This window comes from Staphylococcus sp. MSU001, from assembly GCF_052976705.1.
Genome location: NZ_JBRIKK010000012.1, coordinates 16,313 through 38,104, shown reverse-complemented (window position 1 = coordinate 38,104; position 21,792 = coordinate 16,313). Strand labels below are relative to the sequence as shown.

27 protein-coding genes and 1 riboswitch are annotated in these 21,792 nt (G+C 32.9%); of the genes, 23 read left to right on the top strand and 4 right to left on the bottom strand.

What is annotated here, in order from left to right; genetic code table 11:
• Positions 1–17 precede the first annotated feature (17 nt).
• The 13 genes from wecB (at position 18) to fabZ (ending at position 10,388) form a co-directional block, all read left to right on the top strand.
• Positions 18–1,151: a non-hydrolyzing UDP-N-acetylglucosamine 2-epimerase gene (gene wecB, locus ACVBFA_RS07030; protein WP_032602800.1), complete on the top strand. Its 1,134-nt coding sequence runs from the start codon at positions 18–20 to the stop codon at positions 1,149–1,151.
• A gap of 152 nt (positions 1,152–1,303) precedes the next feature.
• The gene (locus ACVBFA_RS07025) at positions 1,304–1,654 is read left to right on the top strand and encodes an ATP synthase subunit I (protein ID WP_002491197.1); all 351 of its coding nucleotides are present in this window, start codon (positions 1,304–1,306) and stop codon (positions 1,652–1,654) included.
• Between the two features lie 25 nt (positions 1,655–1,679).
• A complete protein-coding gene (gene atpB, locus ACVBFA_RS07020) occupies positions 1,680–2,408 on the top strand; it encodes a F0F1 ATP synthase subunit A (protein WP_001829936.1) in 729 nt (242 codons plus the stop codon).
• A gap of 42 nt (positions 2,409–2,450) precedes the next feature.
• The gene (gene atpE / locus ACVBFA_RS07015; RefSeq protein WP_001048816.1) at positions 2,451–2,663 is read left to right on the top strand and encodes a F0F1 ATP synthase subunit C; all 213 of its coding nucleotides are present in this window, start codon (positions 2,451–2,453) and stop codon (positions 2,661–2,663) included.
• A gap of 97 nt (positions 2,664–2,760) precedes the next feature.
• The gene (locus ACVBFA_RS07010) at positions 2,761–3,276 is read left to right on the top strand and encodes a F0F1 ATP synthase subunit B (RefSeq protein WP_002447787.1); all 516 of its coding nucleotides are present in this window, start codon (positions 2,761–2,763) and stop codon (positions 3,274–3,276) included.
• Positions 3,276–3,815, top strand: coding sequence for a F0F1 ATP synthase subunit delta (locus ACVBFA_RS07005; protein ID WP_070845537.1), 540 nt, complete (start codon positions 3,276–3,278; stop codon positions 3,813–3,815). Before ACVBFA_RS07010 ends, ACVBFA_RS07005 begins: the two co-directional genes overlap by 1 nt.
• 22 nt (positions 3,816–3,837) lie before the next feature.
• Entirely contained in the window at positions 3,838–5,349 is a 1,512-nt protein-coding gene (gene atpA / locus ACVBFA_RS07000; protein WP_002475463.1) for a F0F1 ATP synthase subunit alpha, read from the top strand.
• 86 nt (positions 5,350–5,435) lie between these two features.
• Positions 5,436–6,302, top strand: coding sequence for an ATP synthase F1 subunit gamma (gene atpG / locus ACVBFA_RS06995; protein ID WP_002447784.1), 867 nt, complete (start codon positions 5,436–5,438; stop codon positions 6,300–6,302).
• Positions 6,303–6,323: 21 nt separating this feature from the next.
• Positions 6,324–7,736 (top strand): F0F1 ATP synthase subunit beta, encoded by a 1,413-nt coding sequence (gene atpD, locus ACVBFA_RS06990; protein ID WP_002447783.1) that lies wholly within the window; start codon positions 6,324–6,326, stop codon positions 7,734–7,736.
• Between the two features lie 19 nt (positions 7,737–7,755).
• On the top strand, positions 7,756–8,160 hold the full coding sequence (locus tag ACVBFA_RS06985) for a F0F1 ATP synthase subunit epsilon (protein WP_002447782.1): 405 nt from the start codon (positions 7,756–7,758) through the stop codon (positions 8,158–8,160).
• A 148-nt stretch (positions 8,161–8,308) separates the two neighbouring features.
• Positions 8,309–8,542 carry a DUF1146 family protein gene (locus ACVBFA_RS06980; RefSeq protein WP_002495678.1) on the top strand — a complete coding sequence of 78 codons (234 nt, stop codon included), beginning with the start codon at positions 8,309–8,311 and terminating at the stop codon, positions 8,540–8,542.
• A 109-nt stretch (positions 8,543–8,651) separates the two neighbouring features.
• Positions 8,652–9,917, top strand: coding sequence for a UDP-N-acetylglucosamine 1-carboxyvinyltransferase (gene murA / locus ACVBFA_RS06975; RefSeq protein ID WP_002447780.1), 1,266 nt, complete (start codon positions 8,652–8,654; stop codon positions 9,915–9,917).
• 33 nt (positions 9,918–9,950) lie between these two features.
• Complete coding sequence (gene fabZ, locus ACVBFA_RS06970) at positions 9,951–10,388, top strand: 3-hydroxyacyl-ACP dehydratase FabZ (protein WP_002447779.1); 438 nt, start codon at positions 9,951–9,953, stop codon at positions 10,386–10,388.
• A 317-nt stretch (positions 10,389–10,705) separates the two neighbouring features.
• Here fabZ and ACVBFA_RS06965 read toward each other — a convergent pair whose 3' ends face one another.
• Positions 10,706–11,146, bottom strand: a complete 441-nt coding sequence (locus ACVBFA_RS06965; protein ID WP_002458706.1) for a YwpF-like family protein — start codon at positions 11,144–11,146, stop codon at positions 10,706–10,708.
• Positions 11,147–11,336: 190 nt separating this feature from the next.
• Here ACVBFA_RS06965 and ACVBFA_RS06960 point away from each other — a divergent pair, with 190 nt between their 5' ends.
• The 7 genes from ACVBFA_RS06960 (at position 11,337) to yidC (ending at position 16,952) form a co-directional block, all read left to right on the top strand.
• A complete protein-coding gene (locus tag ACVBFA_RS06960; protein WP_002447777.1) occupies positions 11,337–11,732 on the top strand; it encodes a single-stranded DNA-binding protein in 396 nt (131 codons plus the stop codon).
• A 387-nt stretch (positions 11,733–12,119) separates the two neighbouring features.
• Positions 12,120–12,779, top strand: coding sequence for a transglycosylase family protein (locus ACVBFA_RS06955; RefSeq protein WP_002447776.1), 660 nt, complete (start codon positions 12,120–12,122; stop codon positions 12,777–12,779).
• A 113-nt stretch (positions 12,780–12,892) separates the two neighbouring features.
• Positions 12,893–12,991: riboswitch (TPP riboswitch) on the top strand.
• A gap of 71 nt (positions 12,992–13,062) precedes the next feature.
• Positions 13,063–13,752, top strand: coding sequence for a thiaminase II (tenA, locus tag ACVBFA_RS06950; protein ID WP_002490699.1), 690 nt, complete (start codon positions 13,063–13,065; stop codon positions 13,750–13,752).
• Positions 13,745–14,566: a bifunctional hydroxymethylpyrimidine kinase/phosphomethylpyrimidine kinase gene (thiD, locus tag ACVBFA_RS06945; protein WP_447158799.1), complete on the top strand. Its 822-nt coding sequence runs from the start codon at positions 13,745–13,747 to the stop codon at positions 14,564–14,566. Before tenA ends, thiD begins: the two co-directional genes overlap by 8 nt.
• Positions 14,559–15,347, top strand: a complete 789-nt coding sequence (thiM, locus tag ACVBFA_RS06940; RefSeq protein WP_447158798.1) for a hydroxyethylthiazole kinase — start codon at positions 14,559–14,561, stop codon at positions 15,345–15,347. The genes thiD and thiM overlap by 8 nt, the downstream gene beginning before the upstream one ends.
• A 5-nt stretch (positions 15,348–15,352) precedes the next feature.
• The gene (thiE, locus tag ACVBFA_RS06935) at positions 15,353–15,991 is read left to right on the top strand and encodes a thiamine phosphate synthase (protein ID WP_002458704.1); all 639 of its coding nucleotides are present in this window, start codon (positions 15,353–15,355) and stop codon (positions 15,989–15,991) included.
• A gap of 88 nt (positions 15,992–16,079) precedes the next feature.
• Positions 16,080–16,952, top strand: coding sequence for a membrane protein insertase YidC (yidC, locus tag ACVBFA_RS06930; protein WP_002458703.1), 873 nt, complete (start codon positions 16,080–16,082; stop codon positions 16,950–16,952).
• 106 nt (positions 16,953–17,058) lie between these two features.
• On the opposite strand, the gene ACVBFA_RS06925 is transcribed toward yidC, so the two are convergent.
• Positions 17,059–17,712 (bottom strand): HD domain-containing protein, encoded by a 654-nt coding sequence (locus ACVBFA_RS06925; protein ID WP_002475468.1) that lies wholly within the window; start codon positions 17,710–17,712, stop codon positions 17,059–17,061.
• Positions 17,713–17,893: 181 nt separating this feature from the next.
• Positions 17,894–19,378, bottom strand: coding sequence for a cardiolipin synthase (gene cls, locus ACVBFA_RS06920; RefSeq protein WP_002447769.1), 1,485 nt, complete (start codon positions 19,376–19,378; stop codon positions 17,894–17,896).
• A gap of 173 nt (positions 19,379–19,551) precedes the next feature.
• On the opposite strand from cls, the gene csoR reads away from it, so the two are divergent.
• The 3 genes from csoR (at position 19,552) to ACVBFA_RS06905 (ending at position 20,342) form a co-directional block, all read left to right on the top strand.
• On the top strand, positions 19,552–19,845 hold the full coding sequence (gene csoR, locus ACVBFA_RS06915) for a copper-sensing transcriptional repressor CsoR (RefSeq protein ID WP_002458700.1): 294 nt from the start codon (positions 19,552–19,554) through the stop codon (positions 19,843–19,845).
• A gap of 12 nt (positions 19,846–19,857) precedes the next feature.
• Positions 19,858–20,061, top strand: a complete 204-nt coding sequence (gene csoZ, locus ACVBFA_RS06910) for a putative copper chaperone CsoZ (protein WP_002495676.1) — start codon at positions 19,858–19,860, stop codon at positions 20,059–20,061.
• A 143-nt stretch (positions 20,062–20,204) separates the two neighbouring features.
• On the top strand, positions 20,205–20,342 hold the full coding sequence (locus tag ACVBFA_RS06905; protein WP_001829949.1) for an Lmo0850 family protein: 138 nt from the start codon (positions 20,205–20,207) through the stop codon (positions 20,340–20,342).
• Between the two features lie 98 nt (positions 20,343–20,440).
• Here the strand turns inward: ACVBFA_RS06905 and ACVBFA_RS06900 are convergent, their stop codons facing one another.
• Positions 20,441–21,652, bottom strand: coding sequence for an FtsW/RodA/SpoVE family cell cycle protein (locus ACVBFA_RS06900; protein WP_002447766.1), 1,212 nt, complete (start codon positions 21,650–21,652; stop codon positions 20,441–20,443).
• Positions 21,653–21,792: the final 140 nt, after the last annotated feature.

The window sequence follows — 21,792 nt, the reverse complement described above, 5'->3', positions numbered from 1 at the left end:
TTTTGAAGAAAAAAGTTATGACCATATTTGGAACTAGGCCTGAAGCTATAAAAATGGCTCCGTTGATTAAAACGTTAGAAAAAGATTCTAACCTGGAACCCGTTGTTGTAGTCACCGCCCAACATAGGGAGATGCTTGATTCAGTGTTGAATACTTTTAATATAAGTGCAGATTATGATTTGAATATTATGAAAGCTGGTCAAACACTGTCTGAAGTAACATCTGAAGCAATGAAAAAGTTAGAAGATATCATACAAAAGGAAGTGCCTGATATGGTACTTGTTCATGGTGATACAGTGACAACCTTTTCTGGAGCATTAGCTGCATTTTATAGTCAAACACCTATAGGACATGTTGAAGCTGGATTAAGGAGTTATAATAAATATTCACCTTATCCAGAAGAAATAAATAGACAAATGGTTGGGGTAATGGCAGATTTGCACTTTGCCCCAACCTATAATGCTGCACAGAATTTAGTAAAAGAGGGTAAATTAGCCAAACATATAGCTATCACTGGTAATACAGCTATTGACGCAATGAAATATACAATCGATTACCAATATTCATCATCTATTATACAAAAACATAAAAATAAAAACTTTATTTTACTCACAGCACATAGACGTGAAAACATAGGTAAACCTATGATAAACGTGTTTAAAGCGATTAGAAAGTTGATTGATGAATATCATGATTTAGCGTTGGTCTATCCTATGCATATGAATCCCAAAGTAAGAGATATAGCGCAAAAATATTTAGGAAATCATCCTAGGATTGAATTGATAGAACCACTTGATGTGGTTGATTTTCATAATTTTGCTAAACAAGCATATCTCATTATGACTGACTCTGGTGGAATACAAGAGGAGGCACCATCATTACATAAACCTGTTTTAGTATTGAGAGATAGTACTGAAAGACCGGAGGGTGTAGATGCTGGAACTTTGAGAGTCATTGGTACGAATGAAGAAGATGTCTATAATGAAACTAAAAAATTATTAGAAAAACCAGACCTTTATCAAAAAATGAGTCAAGCTGTTAATCCATATGGCGATGGACAAGCTAGTGAGAGAATTGTGCAACATATAAAATATTATTTTAATTTGACAAATGACAGACCCAATCATTTTGAATATACAAAAGATTTATAAAATGACAAATGTGAATTTTTTGTGACAAAAACCAGTGAAAATTTAACAAGAATTTGAATAGAATTGACACCATACAACCGGCTATATTATCATTTAGATTGTATGAGTGGAACGGTTTACATGATTGGTATAGGACACTCGGAGGCTATAAAATGCGTCGTTTCAACATCATTTTCAAACAATATTTGCAATATTATCTTTATTTATTGGTAATAGTTGGAATATTGTACTCAATTTCACCCCGCCCATTTTTTTTGGGTCTTATGATAGGTACATGTGGTTCTTTAGTAAATACATACATCTTTGAGATTTATTTAGCTAAATCCATGCATAAAGAATCGACACAAATGTCTACTGGTAGTACTTGGAGGTATTTAGTGGCAATTATTGCATGTGTATTATGGTTATTCTTTAAAGAACACATTAATATTATCGGAGTTTTAATTGGATTAATGATTTCTTATATTGTAATCATATTGCGCCCTCTACTACAAAGGGAGTAAAAATTTAATAGAAAGAGGTGAGTTTATGGATCACAAATCCCCACTCGTTAGTTGGAACGTCTTTGGTTTCGATATTGTTTTTAATCTGGCCAGTGTTTTAATGGTAGTGATTACAGCAATTTTAGTTTTTATTTTAGCTATAGTTTGCACTCGAAACTTAAAGAAACGACCAACTGGAAAACAAAACTTCATTGAATGGGTATTTGATTTTGTTAGAGGTATTATTGAAAGTAATATGGCCTGGAAAAAAGGTGGGAATTTCCACTTCTTAGCAGTGACATTAATTCTTTTCATTTTTGTAGCCAACATGCTTGGTTTACCGTTCGCAATTGTCACTCATGACCATACGCTATGGTGGAAATCACCAACAGCAGACGCTACGGTAACTCTAACGTTATCTACAACTATGATTTTGTTAACGCACTATTACGGTATTAAAATGCGTGGAACAAAAGCTTATGCAGCTGGATATTTTAAACCTTTCTGGCCATTGGCTATTATTAATGTATTCGAAGAATTCACTTCTACATTAACTTTAGGTCTACGTTTGTACGGTAATATTTTTGCAGGTGAATTATTACTCGGTTTACTTGCATCATTGTTCTTTGAACAACCTGCATGGGGTTGGATAATTAGTATTCCTGGATTAATAGTTTGGCAAGCGTTCTCTATATTCGTGGGAACGATTCAAGCATATATCTTTGTAATGCTTTCAATGGTTTACATGTCACATAAAGTGGCAGACGGACATTAATATAATTTAGTAACTATATAAATATTAGGAGGAAATTTTATTATGAATTTAATCGCAGCGGCAATCGCAATTGGTTTATCAGCATTAGGTGCAGGTATTGGTAACGGTCTTATCGTATCTAGAACAGTTGAAGGTGTAGCACGTCAACCAGAAGCACGTGGTCAATTAATGGGTATCATGTTCATTGGTGTTGGTTTAGTTGAGGCATTACCAATCATCGGTGTTGTAATTGCATTCATGACATTTGCTGGATAAGACATTTTATAAGGCGAAGTCTAACGAGAGACTATCGCCGTTCGTTTTGTTTTTTATAGCTTAGTGATTATTTTGACGAAAGGAGTGTCATGAGCCCGTGACTGCAACAGCTAATACATTTATTCTCGGTGCAGGAGTTGAATGGGGGACAACAATTGTAACACTCGCAACATTTGTAATCCTCATCATACTTTTGAAGAAATTTGCTTGGGGTCCATTAAAAGAAGTAATGGATAAACGTGAACGTGATATCAATAAAGATATTGACGACGCAGAACAAGCTAAGATAAATGCTCAAAAACTTGAAGAAGAAAATAGAAAGACACTTAAAGAAACTCAAGATGAAGTTCAAAAAATCTTAGATGATGCTAAGATTCAAGCACGTAAGCAGCATGAAGAAATTATTCATGAAGCTAACGAAAAAGCTAATGGTATGATTGAAACTGCTCAAAGTGAAATTAATAGTCAAAAAGAACGTGCAATTTCTGATATTAATAATCAAGTTTCTGAACTATCAGTACTTATTGCATCTAAAGTTCTTAGAAAAGAAATTTCAGAGCAAGATCAAAAAGAATTAGTTGAAAAGTATTTAAAAGAGGCAGGGGATAAATAATGGCAAAGGTAGCAAAAAAATATGCCAAAGCATTATTTGATGTCGCTCTAGATACAAATCAACTAGATGTTGTCTATGAAGATTTAGAAACAATTAGCCATTCATCGTTTGATTTCATAAAAGAACTTAAAGCAATTGATAGTAATCCAAGTTTAACTGCAAATCAACGTAAAGAATTTGTAGAAAGAGTTTACAACGAAGCAAATCCATATGTGGTAAATACTTTAAAAGTATTAGCAGATAACCGACATATTTCAATTGTAGAGAATGTTTTTAAATCATTCCAAAATTTATATAACAAACACTACAAACAAGATTTTGCTATTATTGAATCGACTTACGAGTTAAGCGAAGATGAATTATCAAGAATTGTAGAACTTATAAAAAAGCAAACTGAATTGTCAAATGTAATTGTTAACACTAAAATCAATCAAGATCTAATTGGTGGATTTAGAGTTAAGGTTGGAACTACAGTTATGGATGGTAGTGTTAGAAATGACCTTGTTCAATTACAAAGAAAATTTGAAAGAGCTAACTAATATTTAAAGAGGAGTGACATAGATGGCCATAAAAGCTGAAGAAATCAGTGCATTGCTTCGCTCACAAATTGAAAATTATGAGTCAGAAATGTCCGTTACAGATGTTGGTACAGTACTCCAAATTGGTGACGGTATCGCATTAATTCACGGACTTAACGACGTTATGGCTGGTGAGCTAGTAGAATTCCATAACGGTGTTCTTGGTTTAGCACAAAACCTTGAAGAATCTAATGTGGGTGTGGTTATTTTAGGACCATATGAAGAAATTAGTGAAGGTGACGAAGTTAAACGTACTGGCCGAATTATGGAAGTACCAGTCGGAGAGGAAATGATAGGAAGAGTTGTTAATCCTCTTGGACAACCTATTGACGGGCAAGGTCCAATCAATGCGACTAAAACCCGTCCTGTGGAGAAAAAAGCAACTGGCGTAATGGATCGTAAATCTGTAGATGAACCATTACAAACAGGTATCAAAGCAATTGATGCTTTAGTACCTATTGGTCGAGGTCAACGTGAATTAATCATTGGTGACCGTCAAACTGGTAAAACAACAGTTGCAATTGATTCTATCTTAAACCAAAAAGATCAAGATACAATTTGTATTTATGTTGCAATAGGTCAAAAAGATTCAACTGTTCGTGCAAATGTTGAAAAATTAAGACAAGCAGGTGCTTTAGACTACACAATCGTTGTATCTGCATCCGCAGCTGATCCAGCACCATTACTTTATATTGCGCCATATTCTGGTGTAACTATGGGTGAAGAGTTCATGTTTAATGGAAAACATGTTCTTATCGTTTACGATGATTTAACTAAGCAAGCGGCAGCATACCGTGAGTTATCATTATTACTACGTAGACCACCAGGTCGTGAAGCATATCCTGGGGACGTCTTCTACCTACACAGTAGATTATTAGAAAGAGCTGCAAAACTTAACGATGATCTTGGAGGCGGTTCAATTACTGCTTTACCAATCATTGAAACTCAAGCTGGCGATATCTCAGCTTACGTTCCAACAAATGTTATCTCAATTACTGACGGACAAATATTCTTGCAATCTGATTTATTCTTCTCAGGTGTTAGACCAGCGATTAATGCTGGACAATCAGTATCTCGTGTTGGTGGTTCAGCTCAAATTAAAGCGATGAAAAAAGTTGCAGGAACATTACGTTTAGACTTGGCTTCATATCGTGAGTTAGAATCATTTGCGCAATTTGGTTCTGATTTAGATGAATTCACAGCTAAAAAGTTGGCGCGTGGTGAACGTACTGTTGAAGTCTTAAAACAAGGTCAAAACAACCCACTGCCTGTAGAACATCAAGTACTTATCATTTTTGCATTAACTAAAGGTTACTTAGATGATATTCCTGTACAAGATATCACTCGTTTTGAAGAGGAATTTAACCACTGGGCTGATTCAAATGCAACTGAGTTATTAAATGAAATTAGAGAAACTGGTGCTTTACCAGATGCTGATAAATTTGATTCTGCTATCACAGAATTTAAAAAAGGCTTTAATAAATCAGAAGAATAAAATCTAATTTAATCGTAATATAGAGAGTACATTCTAAATCTTATAAATCGTTAAATTAAGATTAATACTCCAAAGGTGGTGAGATAATGGCCTCTCTTAAAGAGATAGACAGTCGTATTAAATCGACAAGTAAGATGAAGCAAATCACTAAGGCGATGAACATGGTTTCTAGTTCAAAATTACGTAGAGCTGAGAAAAATACTAAATCATTTAGACCTTATATGGAAAAGATGCAAGATGCTATTACAGCTGTAGCTGGTTCAAATAGTACCTCTAATCATCCAATGCTTAAATCTAGAGATATTAAAAGAAGTGGTTACTTAGTAATTACTAGTGATAAAGGCTTAGCCGGTGCCTATAGTACAAATGTTTTAAAAAGCTTAGTAAACGATATCAAATCTAAACACAACGACAGTAGTGAATATAGTCTAATCGTTTTAGGTCAGCAAGGTGTAGATTTCTTCAAACATAGAGGATATGAAATTGAAAGTTCTTTAGTTGAAGTTCCAGATCAACCGTCATTTAAGTCTATTCAATCTATAGCTAAACATGCTATTGATTTATTTAGCGAGGAAAACATAGATGAATTGACTATTTATTACAGTCATTATGTTAGTGTCTTAGAAAATAAACCTGCAACTAAACAAGTTTTACCATTATCTCAAGAAGATTCAGGTCAAGGACATGGTCAAATGTCTTCATACGAATTTGAACCAGATAAAGAATCTATATTAAGCGTTATTTTGCCACAATACGTTGAAAGCTTAATCTACGGTACAATTTTAGATGCAAAAGCTAGTGAACATGCTTCACGTATGACAGCAATGAGAAATGCTTCAGATAATGCGACAGAACTAATCGATGATTTATCATTAGAATACAATAGAGCGAGACAAGCTGCGATTACTCAACAAATTACTGAAATTGTTGGTGGATCATCAGCTCTTGAGTAATAATAAAAGGAGGAAATCAACATGGGAATTGGCCGTGTAACTCAAGTTATGGGTCCAGTAATAGATGTTCGTTTTGAACATAACGAAGTACCTGAGATAAATAATGCATTACACATCGAAGTTCCTAAAGAAGATGGAACGCTTCAATTAACGTTAGAAGTTGCACTTCAACTAGGTGACGATGTAGTTCGTACAATTGCAATGGACTCAACTGACGGCGTTCAAAGAGGAATGGAAGTTAAAGATACAGGTAGAGACATTAGTGTACCTGTCGGTGACGTAACTCTAGGAAGAGTGTTTAACGTACTAGGAGAAACTATTGACTTAGATGAAAAAATTGATGATTCAGTACGACGTGACCCTATCCATAGACAAGCTCCAGGATTCGACGAATTATCAACAAAAGTAGAAATCTTAGAAACTGGTATTAAAGTAGTAGACTTATTAGCACCTTACATAAAAGGTGGTAAAATTGGATTATTTGGTGGTGCCGGTGTAGGTAAAACCGTACTGATCCAAGAACTTATTAATAACATCGCTCAAGAACACGGTGGTATTTCAGTATTCGCTGGTGTTGGTGAACGTACACGTGAAGGTAATGATCTTTACTATGAAATGAGCGACAGTGGTGTTATCAAGAAAACTGCAATGGTCTTTGGTCAAATGAACGAGCCACCTGGTGCACGTATGCGTGTAGCATTATCCGGATTAACAATGGCTGAATATTTCCGAGATGAAGAAGGCCAAGATGTGTTATTATTCATTGATAACATTTTCAGATTCACTCAAGCTGGTTCAGAAGTTTCTGCGTTATTAGGTCGTATGCCATCAGCTGTTGGTTATCAACCTACACTTGCTACAGAAATGGGTCAATTACAAGAACGTATAAGTTCAACAAATAAAGGTTCAGTTACATCAATTCAAGCTGTTTTCGTACCAGCCGACGACTATACTGACCCTGCGCCAGCAACAACGTTCGCTCACTTAGATTCAACAACAAACTTAGAGCGTAAATTAACAGAAATGGGTATTTATCCTGCTGTAGACCCACTTGCTTCTACATCTAGAGCTTTGGAACCTTCAGTAGTAGGTCAAGAGCATTATGATGTGGCACGTGAAGTTCAATCTACTCTACAAAAATATAGAGAGTTACAAGATATAATTGCGATTCTTGGTATGGATGAATTATCTGATGAAGATAAACAAACTGTGGAACGAGCACGTAGAATTCAATTCTTCTTATCACAAAACTTCCACGTTGCAGAACAATTTACTGGACAAAAAGGTTCATATGTACCTGTTAAAACAACAGTTGCAGACTTCAGAGATATTTTAGATGGTAAGTATGACCATATTCCTGAAGACGCATTCCGTTTAGTAGGTAGCATGGAAGACGTAATTGAGAAAGCAAAAGATATGGGTGTTGAAGTCTAATAATTAGGAGGTATGGATAATGAATACACTTAGACTAAATATTGTCACTCCTAATGGTTCTGTCTATGAACGTGAAGACGTTGAGATGGCTGTCTTACAAACAACAGCTGGAGAAATGGGGATTATGTATGGTCACATTCCAACTGTTGCTGCATTAAAAACAGGTCATGTGAAAGTTAATTTTCACAATGGAAATGAATTTATTGCTGTAAGTGATGGCTTTATTGAAGCAAGACAACATCAATTATCAATTATCGTCCAAACGGCCGAACCTGCTAGTGAAATCGATGTTGAAAGAGCTAAGTTAGCTAAGTCGAGAGCAGAATCACATTTAGAAGATGATGATGATAATACAGACATAAATAGAGCTAAAAGAGCACTTGAACGAGCAAATAATCGTTTACGTGTTGCAGAATTACAATAATTAAAAAAGGTTCGATAGTATATTTTAATGACTATCGAACCTTTTTTTAAATTCTAAAATATTAAAAACTAATATCCATTTTTATAAGTATCTTTATTGCCTCTTTTCGTGTACAATGTTATACAGTAATCTTACGAAGGAGCTTAATATGGATTATCTTGGTCAGTTCGCAATTGTACATTTAATCTTACATGTTGTTTGTATTTGCGTAGCTTATTGGGCTTTAAATTCCATAAAATTAGATCAACTTTTTAAAAAGGGCTACCCATTACAAGTTCAAGTTTGTATGATTTTTATTTCTATTTTACTGGGTACGGCAGTCAGTAACTTTATAGTTGATTTATTGCAATATTCAACTCAAGTGAAATACTTGATAAAATAACTTTGTAATTGTTATTTAATTTATAGGTTAAATGTGATCATATGACGAATATTTAATTATAATGTTGGGAAATGAATAACTGATTAGAGTTTTAAGTGGAGGATTAAAGATGGATAAAATAGTAATAAATGGTGGAAATCGTTTAACAGGTGAAGTAAATGTTGAAGGAGCTAAAAATGCTGTATTACCTGTACTTACAGCGTCATTACTTGCTTCAGAAGGACAAAGTAAACTAGTTAATGTCCCAGAGTTAAGTGATGTTGAAACAATCAATAATGTATTATCTACACTCAATGCAAATGTAGAGTATGATAAAGATAAAAATGCAGTTAAAGTTGATGCAACTAAAACTTTAAATGAAGAAGCCCCTTATGAATATGTGAGTAAAATGCGAGCAAGCATCTTGGTTATGGGACCATTACTCGCTCGATTAGGGCATGCTATTGTTGCTTTGCCAGGAGGATGTGCGATTGGAACACGTCCTATTGAGCAGCACATTAAAGGATTTGAAGCTTTAGGTGCAGACATTCATTTAGAAAATGGAAATATTTATGCAAATGCTAAAGATGGATTAAAGGGAGCACATATCCATTTAGATTTTCCGAGTGTAGGTGCAACTCAAAATATTATTATGGCAGCGTCCTTGGCATCAGGAAAATCTATCATTGAGAATGTCGCTAAAGAACCTGAAATTGTTGATTTAGCTAATTATATTAATGAAATGGGCGGTAAAATCACAGGTGCTGGTACTGATACCATTACGATACATGGTGTTGAAAAACTTTACGGTGTTGAACATGCAATTATACCAGATAGAATTGAAGCTGGAACGCTACTTATCGCAGGTGCAATAACTCGTGGTGACATATTTGTACGTGGTGCAATTAAAGAACATATGGCTAGTTTAATATATAAGCTTGAAGAGATGGGGATAGATCTTGAATATAATGAAGAAGGTATAAGAGTTACAGCAAATGGAGATTTAAATCCAGTAGATGTAAAAACTTTACCTCACCCAGGTTTCCCAACTGATATGCAATCTCAAATGATGGCTTTATTATTAACAGCAAATGGACACAAAGTGATTACTGAGACAGTTTTTGAAAATAGATTTATGCATGTTGCAGAATTTAGAAGAATGAATGCGAATATAAGTGTTGAAGGAAGAAGTGCTAAAATTGAAGGAAAAAGCCATTTACAAGGTGCTCAAGTTAAAGCCACGGATTTAAGAGCTGCTGCAGCCTTAATCTTAGCTGGTTTAGTTGCCGAGGGAACTACGCAAGTGACTGAGTTAAAGCATCTTGATAGAGGATACGTCAATTTGCATGGAAAACTAAAAAGTCTAGGTGCAAACATAGAACGAGTTAATCAATAATATTATTACAGCTTAAGCACGGAGGTTTTAAAAATGGAAACGATTTTTGATTATAATCAAATTAAACAAATTATCCCACACAGACAACCTTTTTTACTAATAGATAAAATTGTAGAATATGATGAAGGTAAAAGATGTGTAGGACTAAAGCAAGTATCGGGTAATGAACCATTTTTCCAGGGACATTTCCCTAATTACGCTGTGATGCCTGGTGTTCTCATAACGGAGGCTTTAGCGCAAACTGGTGCAGTAGCTATGTTAAATAGCGAAGAAAATAAAGGAAAAATAGCATTATTTGCAGGCATTGATAAGTGTCGCTTCAAAAAACAAGTCGTACCTGGAGATACATTAATGTTGGAAGTTGAAATAACTAAAATAAAAGGTCCTATAGGTAAAGGTTCGGCTAAAGCGACTGTTGATGGCCAACTTGCTTGTAGCTGTGAACTTACTTTTGCTATTCAAGATGCTTAACCTTAGATAATTAAACTCTTAAGGTAAAATAATTCGTATTGTGATAATAAAATAGTAAAAACATATTTAAAGAAAGTTGCACAGATTATTGACCTAACTTTTCATGTCTATTGAATTTCTGGTTGAAATGCTCTAAGTCAGGTCTCGTCTGAAAATATAAGTATCAATAGTAGTGCTTTTTAATATAGCAATTAGTGTTCGTATAGAGCCTGGAACAATGGTTAATTCATGTTCTAGGCTTTATTTATGTTCAACATTTAAATTTGTATATGATTTAAATATATGAAAATTAAATGTTTTATAATTACCCTATGTGTTTATCTTTCGATTTTCTCATCTTTCAACTTAGGTTTTGATTGCATCATACGATTAAATGTTTTTTTTAACTTTTCACCAGTAAGTCCTTCATCAACTAATTCTTCTAATAAACTCTCAGCGTATTCTTGTCTCAAAGTGTAGATGTGACATTCTAAAACGACTGACATTGAATATTTAAAATTTTTAACGCTTTTAACTGTTGCATTAAATAACGCTGGATCGTTAGCAGGTCTTGTAATAACTACTCTAATATCTAAAAGTTGTTTGTTTTCCTTATATTGATTAAATGTTTCATAGTGTTCATTTGAAATAACTATTTCTAGTAACCACCCAGTGCCACTTCCCTCTTTATTTATAATCACACCATCTTCAATGGCGTATTCGGATATAGCACCATGTTCATTCACAATTTGAAATCTTACTGCCTTAAAAGTTTTCATAATATCACTTCTCCAAATTTTTTTATTCATACAAAAATATAAATTTATGTCAGATTTAGATATAATACTTCAATATTTTCTTTAAATATATCAAAATCTCATCATCATTTACTAACAATTTCAATAAAATTGTGGTTTTGACCAGTGAACTAAGCTCAGTTATGATTAGAGCATAAGAAGGAGGTGACACATGTTAAATAAAATAGTCATTGTTGGTAGAATGACGAAAGATGCTCAAATATATGAAAAGGAGGATAACAAAATAGCAACATTTTGCGTTGCTACAGAAAGAAACTACAAAGATGATAATAACGAAATTTCTTCAGATTATTTGCTTTGTAAAGCTTTCGGTAAAACTGCCACTAATATTGAAAAGTACACTAGTCAAGGTACTTTAGTAGGTATAACTGGGCAAATGCGTTCAAGAAAATATGAAAAAGAAGGCCAAACACATTTTGTTACAGAATTATACGTTGAAACAATTAAATTCATGTCCCCAAAAAATAAAAACAATGAAACTCCCTCTGATAATCAATTTGAAAACAACACTTATCAACCTGATGATTTAGAAATAATTCATATTTAAACAACTAACTTTTCCTTTAAAACTCCATCCTATATTTAATAAATTAATTTATCCTTTCTTTCAATTATACTCGAGCGGCCTTTGTTAATCATAAAACATTAATTAAAGGTCGCTTTAAATACATATCAAAGGCCTATAATTTTGATAATTATCTGATAAATTTCATTTATATTACAACGATATTGTGATAATGTGACTCGAAAAAACTATCATGATAGGAATCATTACGGTTATTCATTAGAATTAGTATACTATTTAATGTAATTGCAGTGTAAAAAACTGGCGTTTATTTTTATTTCAGTGTAACCTGCACGATTTTTATAGATGTTACAGTAGGTTACGTAAACAAATTAAGAAAACAAATCACTTTTAGGAGGATTTTTAATAATGAAAAAAACATTAGTTGCATCATCATTAGCTATAGGACTAGGCGTTGTAGCAGGCAACGCAGGACATGACGCACATGCAAGTGAGACTACAAATGTTGATAAAGCAGAATTAGCTCAAAAAGCGTTAACTAATGATCAATCACTAAATGAAAGCCCTGTTCAAGAAGGTGCTTATAACATTAATTTTGATTACAATGGCAATTCTTATCATTTTGAATCTGATGGTTCTACTTGGAGTTGGAGTTATGAATCAACAAACAATGCTACGCAACCTGTTCAACCAAGCCAATCTCAAGTAGCAACACAACAACAACCTGTACAAGTATCAGCACCACAAAATGAGCAAACAGCGCAACCACAAACAAAATCAACATCTGCAAGTCAAACTTCTTCAAGTAAAGCTTCAAGTGGTTCATCAGTAAATGTAAATTCACATTTACAACAAATTGCTCAACGTGAATCAGGTGGCGATATTCATGCAATAAACCCATCTTCAGGTGCAGCAGGTAAATATCAATTCTTACAATCAACTTGGGATTCTGTTGCTCCAAGTCAATATAAAGGTGTATCACCTGCAAAAGCTCCAGAAAGCGTACAAGACAAAGCAGCAGTAAAATTATATAATACTGGTGGCCCAGGTCATTGGGTAACTGCTTAATTAAAATATGAAGTATGTACCATCTTCTCGAATTTGAGAAGATGGTTTTTTATTATACGACTTATTTGATTTACATGTAATCGTTTGCTATGGTTGATAATGAATCATATATTATTTACTACTAGGGGAGCCAAAAGGCTGAGATGAATGTATTCAGACCCTTATAACCTGATTTGGTTAATACCAACGTAGGAAAGTAGTTATTAACTATTCGTCATTAAGATGTCTTGGTCTAACTACTTTCCTCGTTGGGAAGTAGTTTTATTTTTTGAGGAGGCTAATTATGACATTTTCAAAAGAGTTGAGGGAAGCATCAAAACCTATTATTGATGACATTTACAATGATGGTTTTATTCAAGATTTACTAGCAGGTAAGTTATCTAATCAAGCTGTAAGACAATACTTAAGAGCAGACGCTTCTTATTTAAAAGAGTTTACAAATATTTATGCAATGCTCATACCCAAAATGAGTTCCATGGATGATGTTAAATTTCTAGTAGAACAAATTGAATTTATGTTAGAAGGAGAAGTTGAAGCGCATGAGGTTCTAGCTGATTTCATTAATGAACCATATGAAGAAATAGTAAAAGAAAAAGTATGGCCACCAAGTGGTGATCATTATATTAAACACATGTACTTCAATGCATTTGCACGTGAAAATGCAGCCTTCACGATTGCAGCGATGGCACCATGTCCATACGTTTACGCTGTCATTGGTAAACGTGCGATGGAAGATCCAAAATTAAATAAAGAATCAGTGACTTCTAAATGGTTCCAATTTTATAGTACTGAAATGGACGAACTTGTTGATGTGTTCGATCAATTGATGGACCGTTTAACTAAACATAGTAGTGAGACTGAAAAAAATGAAATTAAAGAAAATTTCTTGCAAAGTACTATTCATGAGAGACATTTCTTCAATATGGCATATATTAATGAAAAATGGGAATATAGGGGAGATAATAATGCATAAACCTAAAATTGCACTAACAATAGCAGGCACAGACCCCACCGGTGGGGCAGGTGTTATGGCGGATTTAAAATCATTTCACGCGTGTGGCGTTTATGGTATGGCCAGTATAACAAGTATCGTTGCTCAAAATACTCTAGGAGTTCAACATATTCATAATTTAGAAACTTCATGGGTAAAGGAACAACTTGATAGTGTGTTTGATGATGAATTACCACAAGCTATCAAAACGGGTATGATTGCAACAAAAGAAACGATGGAGTTGATTCAAAGTTACTTAAAGGAACATTCCAATATTCCTTATGTGATTGATCCAGTTATGCTTGCCAAAAGTGGTGATTCATTGATGGATGACAATACTAAAAATCATTTGCAATCAACATTATTACCTTTGGCTGATGTTGTCACTCCGAATATACCTGAAGCTGAAGAAATTACTGGTATTAAAATTAACGATGAAGAAAGTATACGTAAAGCAGGTCAAATCTTTATTAATGAAATTGGTAGTAAGGGCGTTGTAATTAAGGGTGGACATTCAGCCGATTTAAATAATGCTAAAGATTTTCTTTTCACTAAGAATGAAACGTATACATTTGAGAACAGACGCTTTGATACTAAACATACGCATGGAACTGGTTGTACTTTTTCAGCAGTCATTACAGCAGAATTAGCTAAAGGTCGTTCCATAAATGATGCAGTAAAAAAAGCAAAAGAGTTTATTTCATTAAGTATTGAACATACCCCAGAAATTGGCAGGGGAAGAGGACCTGTAAATCATTTTGCTTATATGAAGAAAGTAGGTTTAGATGATGAATAATTTAGAACGATTACGTTCAGAAAATCCACTCGTAATTTGCTATACCAATGATGTTGTGAAAAACTTTACTGCGAATGGTTTACTAAGTTTAGGTGCTAGTCCCGCAATGAGTGAGGCACCAGAAGAAGCTGAAGATTTTACTCGAATGGCTAGTGCGCTTTTAATTAATATCGGTACACTCACACGTGAAAATGAGGAAGATATTATCAAAATAGGTAAAATTGCTAATCAGCAAGGTACACCAATAGTTTTTGATCCAGTGGCAGTTGGTGCATCTACATATCGTAAAAATTTTTGTCAACGTTTTCTTGATGAAGTTAATGTCACAGTTATAAAAGGCAATGCATCAGAAATATTGACATTAATTGATTTTAATACAACTATGAAAGGTACTGACAGTGATAGCGAATTAGATTCAGTAAATATTGCAAAAAAAGCGGCAAATACTTTAAACACTGCTATTGTCATTACTGGGGAAGATGATATTATTGCAAAAAATGAGAAAATAATTAAATTATCTAATGGTTCTCCGCTTCTTACTAAAATTACAGGGGCTGGATGCTTGTTAGGTGGTGTATTAGCAAGTTTCTTGTTTAGAAATACTCAACCTTCAATTGATTTATTAGTTGAAGCGGAAAGTGTCTACAACATCGCAGCAGAATTTGCTGAACAAGCACCTCATGTAAATGGACCTGGTACTTTTCTATCTGAACTACTAGATCAACTTTATCAAATAAATGATATTGCTTATAAAAATCAAGTAAAAAAGGTAGAGATATAAATATGATGTTTGATTCAAAACAATTATCAGTCTATTTTATTTGCGGAACACAAGATATACCTAAAAATAAATCAATTGAGCAAGTTCTCAAAGAGGCATTAGAAGCTGGAATCACATTGTATCAATTTCGTGAAAAAGGCCCTAATGCACTAAAAGGAGAAAAGAAAAAACAGCTAGCCTTAAAACTTAAACAATTATGTCATTCATATCACGTACCTATGATAGTTAATGATGATGTTCAATTAGCCCAAGAGATTAATGCTGATGGCATTCATGTAGGTCAAGATGATATGGAAATTCAACAATTTGCAAGCCAATTTAAAAATAAGATTATAGGTTTAAGTGTAGGGAATTTGAAAGAGTATCAACAATCTGATTTGTCTAAAGTTGATTATATTGGAGTAGGTCCAATGTATACAACATCATCAAAAGATGACGCTAGTAAACCTGTTGGGCCATCTATGATATCTCAATTAAGATTATATATTCATGATGTTCCTATAGTTGCCATTGGAGGTATTAATGAAACTAACGTGCAGCCTATTGTTGACGAAGGTGCAGATGGTATTTCTGTCATCTCAGCAATTACACGTAGTACCAATATAGACAAAACGGTTAAATACTTCTTAAGATATTTCACCTAAATCTCTATTTTTTCTACTTTTTGTTTTCTACTATTGTATTAGTATGATAAAATATACTCTATGTGAATATAACATTAGAGGTGGAAAAATGAAGAAAAAAGCGTTACTACCTTTGTTTTTGGGAATAATGATTTTTCTAGCAGGTTGTGATTACTCTACACCTGAGAAGCAAGATGGATTCTTCTTTAATACTTTTGTTCAACCTATGAAACATCTCTTACAGTGGTTAGGAAATGATGTTTTTCATAATAATTTTGGACTAGCAATTATTGTATTAGTTCTTTTCATTCGTTTAATCTTGTTACCATTTATGTTATCTAACTATAAAAATAGCCACATGATGCGTGAGAAAATGAAAGTGGCTAAACCTGAAGTAGATGGCATTCAAGAAAAGGTTAAACGTGCGCGTACACAAGAAGAAAAAATGGCTGCAAACCAAGAACTTATGGAAGTTTATAAAAAATATGATATGAACCCTATGAAGAGCATGTTAGGATGTTTACCTATACTTATTCAAATGCCAATTATTATGGGATTATACTTTGTATTAAAAGATAAACTTGTAAATGGTTTATCTGAACATCCGCATTTCTTATGGTTTAATTTAACTAAACCTGACATTTGGATTACAGTTATTGCCGGTGTGCTATACTTTATTCAAGCTGTAGTTTCAAGCAAAACGATGCCTCAAGAGCAACGTCAGATGGGTTATATGATGATGGTTATTTCTCCAATAATGATTATTTGGATTTCTTTACAAGCATCATCAGCTTTAGGTTTATACTGGTCTGTCAGTGCATTATTCTTAGTAATTCAAACGCATTTTGCTAATATTTATTACTCTAAACTTGCTAAAAAAGAAGTTCAACCTTTTATTGAAAAGTATGAAAGAGAACATAATCCTTCTTCAAAGAAAAAAGGGAAAAATACTCAAGTAGTATCAAAAAAGAATAAAAAATAATAAACAATAACCTGAGACACCAATCGTTGTCTCAGGTATTTTTTATGTGGTAGATACTAATGATTTTGGTTAAAACATGAAATAACAATTTATCTCTTATTTGAATTTACTCTTTATTAAAATTCCACTCTGACATAAATTGTTTGAGAAATTGAATCATAAATTGATGTCTTTCTTCTGCAAGTTTTTTTGCAGTAGGTGTGTGCATTAAATCTTTTAATTTAAATAATTTTTCATAAAAATGTTTTATTGCTGAATTGTCTAACTCTTCAATGTGAGACGTATGTAACGCTTCATTTGAAAACTTCGTTTCAGTCCACATAGGTTCACCAAAGTGTCCTGAAAATTGGAATGTTCTAGCAATGCCGATTGCTCCTATGGCATCTAGGCGATCAGCATCTCTAACGATTTCACCATCTATCGAAAGTTTAACGTGATTATTTTTACCAGCTCGATAGCTCATATGTTTAATAATGTAGAGGACTTGTTGTGATATTTCATCGCTTAAATCTAGAGTAGATAAGAACTGTTTAAGCTGATCATATGCTAAAATTTCATCAGTTAATTTACTATCAACAGTATCATGCAATAAAGATGATAGTTCTATAACGAATGTATCTGTTATATTTTCTTGTTTAGCGATATAACAAGCGTTGTTATAGACACGTTCCACATGTGCAATATCATGTCCAGTAGTATCATGTTGATGGAAACTTTTCATATATTCATAAGCGTTTTTAATCTTCATTCTTGAGTTCATAGATAGACTCCTTACTTAATTTAAAAGTATCAAAGTATTTCATTTTTTAACATTTAGTATTTAATAATATCTTTGACATCATTATAATGGTTTAATTAATGATACTACATATTTTGTTACATTAAAGAAGATATAAATGAAGAAGTGAACCTGTCGTTAAGCGTTCACTTCTTGCAAATTTCTATAAAATTGGAGAAAGTAGTTGTGAAATCCCTTCTTTGAATTTAACTAGTATATTTCGTTTAGCATATGCTTCAGAAGTGAGCTTGTTAGATAATTTCATATCATTAATGAAAGCTTGTTTTAATGATCGCGCTACACCTTCATCATAAATAAAAGCATTGACCTCAAAATTTAATGTAAAGCTTCGATTATCCATATTGGCAGTTCCTACACTTGCTACCTCATCATCAATGACAAGTGTTTTTGAATGTAGAAAACCATTATCATAATGATAGACATTTACGCCAGCTTCAAGTAAAGACGCTACGTTTTTAAGCGTAGCCCAATAAACAAAGGGATGGTCACGTTTGTTAGGAACCATGATGTTAACATCCACACCACCAAGAGCTGCAATCTTAATCGAATCTAAAAAAGCTTGATCGGGAATGAAGTATGGTGATTGAATGTATATAGATTCCTTAGCTGAAGAAATCATTTTTAAATAACCATATTTAATTTGTTCCCAATCTTCATCAGGCCCACTTGAAGCAATTTGTATGCCTATCGTACCACCAGAGTCAACATCAGGAAAATATCGAGATTCATAAGTTAAATTGTCACGAGTTGATTGTGAGTTCCAATCTAAGATGAATCTGAGTTGAAGGGCATTTACCGCGTCACCTTTAATACGTAAGTGTGTGTCCCTCCAATAACCAAATTTCTTAGATTTACCTAAATATTCATCTCCTACATTAAAACCACCAACATATCCAATCGTACCGTCAATGACTACTATTTTTCTGTGATTTCTATTATTCATTCTTAAATTAATAAGTGGTAATTTTGATGGGAAGAAAGATTCAGCATGGCCGCCTCTTTGACGAAATTTTTTTAAGTCCTTCTTTCGTAAATCTCTTGAGCCCATATCATCGTAAAGCATTTTAACTTCTATACCTTCTTCAGCTTTTTTTTCTAGTTCATGTAACAACTGCTTTCCGAGATTATCACTATGAATAATGTAGTATTGGATGTGAATATATGATTGTGCGTGTCTAATATCATTAATTAAATCATCGAATTTCTGATGACCATCTGTATAAATTGTTAAATCGTTATCAGTTGTTAAAAAAGCAGCATTATTATAAAGTAACATTTGTACCATTTCTTTAAATTTAACAATTTGATGATTACCCTTAGAAAAGTCTTGCTTTTTCAAAGCCTCTAATTGCTCGTCAACAATCATTTCAAGACCAACTTTATCCTCTTTGGCGAGTTTAAATATATGTTCTCTCTGTATTTGGCGACCTAATAATAAATACAATATGAATCCTACTAAAGGTAAAAAAACTAAAACCAATAACCACGCCCATATAGAATTTGCTGTACGCCTCTCCATGAAGATAATAATGAATGCAAAAACTAAATTTAATAAAAAGGCACTAACTAATAAAATATTAATTATAATATTAGATTGATGAAGTGCCATAGTAAAGACTTCTATCATAGGTTACCTCCTTTATGATTGTTTATTCTCACTCAGTTTTCATTTCAGTGATTTTTAAATATAATTATAGCATGAAGAAATACGAATATCATGGTGAGATGATATTTAATTAACTGAATCATTGACGAGTGAATTTATGAATAATACGATATAATATGAACAGAGGTGACTTTATGGCAGACATGGAGAGTGCACATCACTCAGAGCAAATAAAAACAAATTTAAAATCAAGATTAAATAGAATAGAAGGTCAAGTAAGAGCAATCAATCGTATGATTGATGACGATGTTTACTGTGATGATGTACTAACTCAAATTAGAGCAACACGTTCAGCATTGAATAGTGTAGCTATTAAATTACTAGATCATCACATGAAGGGTTGTATTATGGAAAAAATAAACGACGGTGCGCAAGAAGAAGCAATGGATGAATTGCTCGTGACATTCCAAAAATTAATAAAAGATTAAGAGGGTATGAAATTGAAAAAAGGATTGATACATGTTTCAGGTATTAAAACAACTGAACAAGAGAAACAGCTCAAAGATCATTTATCTAAGATGATAGGCATCAATAGTGTGGATATCGATTACCAAATGAATGAGATTCGAGTGGAATTTGACACTCCCGCAAATTTAAATAACATTGAAAAAGAAATTTACGATTGCGGATTTCGTATTTTATAATTAAAGGATTGTGTTTAATTCGTTTTTTTCTTTGAATTATTATAACTTTTAGAAATATTTAAAAATATTTCTTGGATGATGTAGTAAAGTAGAAGTAATTAGGGTATGATGGATATGAAGCTATTTCTAACGAGGTGATAATTGTGAAGAATCAGGATAAGATTCAAAATGTAGTCAAATTATTATCATCATTGGGTGTGAATATTAAGAAAACTAAATCTCGTTTAGATATTATTAATACTTTGCCTACATCTAATCAAGTAAGTCATGAATTAAAATGATTTGCATGATAATATAATATTTTATGTATTGATTATCTAAATTAATATAAAAAAGAGAGACACTGTTCAATGTGAATAGTGTCTCTTTTTTATATAGGTTAAATTGTATTAGATTTTTTAGATAATGCGGGTATTTGATATCGTTGAGGTTCATGATAATAAATTGAAAGAACTACTCCTATACCAGTCATTAAACTCCATAAAGAACTTCCGCCGTAACTAATAAACGGAAGTGGTATACCTGTAATAGGTAGTAATTGAACCGTCATGCCGATATTTTGTAACACGTGAAAGACAATCAACGATACATATCCTATGATAAATACTTTGTTAAACTGATTATCAATTTTACTAGCTAATCGTATAAGGTGGAATATTAAGAATAAGAAAAGTAATATCAATAATACTGAACCTATAAAGCCCATTTCTTCGCCAATCACTGAAAAAATAAAGTCGGTATGATTCTCAGGAATATAAACTTCGCCATGGTTATAACCTTTACCTAATAATTGACCAGAACCAATAGCTTTTAAAGATTCTGTTAAGTGATATCCATCCCCACTACTGTATGAATAGGGATCTAACCAAGAATTGATACGTCCCATTTGATACATTTTTATTCCTAATAGGCTCTCTATTAAGGATGGTTTATAAATGATAGCTAATATAATACTAGAGCCACTTACAAATGCAACAATAAAAAGAGGGGCTAATATTCTCCATGTTATTCCACTTACTAACATGACACCAGCTATAATTGCACATAACACCAAAGTAGTACCTAAGTCATTTTGCAATAGAATTAATGCCATAGGTATAATGGATACACCTATAATTTTAAAAAATAACATTAAATCAGACTGAAAAGACTTATTAAATGTAAATTGGTTATGTTTAGATATCGTTTTAGCTAAAGCAAGTATAAGTATAATTTTCATGAATTCGGAAGGTTGGATGCTTATAGGACCGAAACTGTACCAACTTTTAGCACCATTAATAATTGGGGTGATTGAAGTTTCAGGTAAAATAAGTAATCCTATTAATAGAATGCAAAATATACTATATAAAATATAAGTATTACTTTTAATTTTCTTCGGTGAAATTATCATAATTAAAAGTGCAATAATAGCTCCGAAAATATAATAAATGATTTGTCTAATACTGAAATTTGCACTATATTGTCCGCCACCCATAGCGGAACTGATTAAAATAACACTTGTTAGTGCTAATAGCGATATAACTAGTACGAGTATCCAGTCGACTTTACGTAACCAGTTTCGTTTAGGTTGTTGACGAGAAGAATAATTCATTGCTTACTCCTTTATGTATATGGATCACTTTTCAAAATTGCTGTAGATACTTTTACAATATTTTAATTATCGGTATTCATTCAAATTTTCTAATCAAATATATATTAATTTTACATGACTTCTTTTAAATTTGCTAGAAT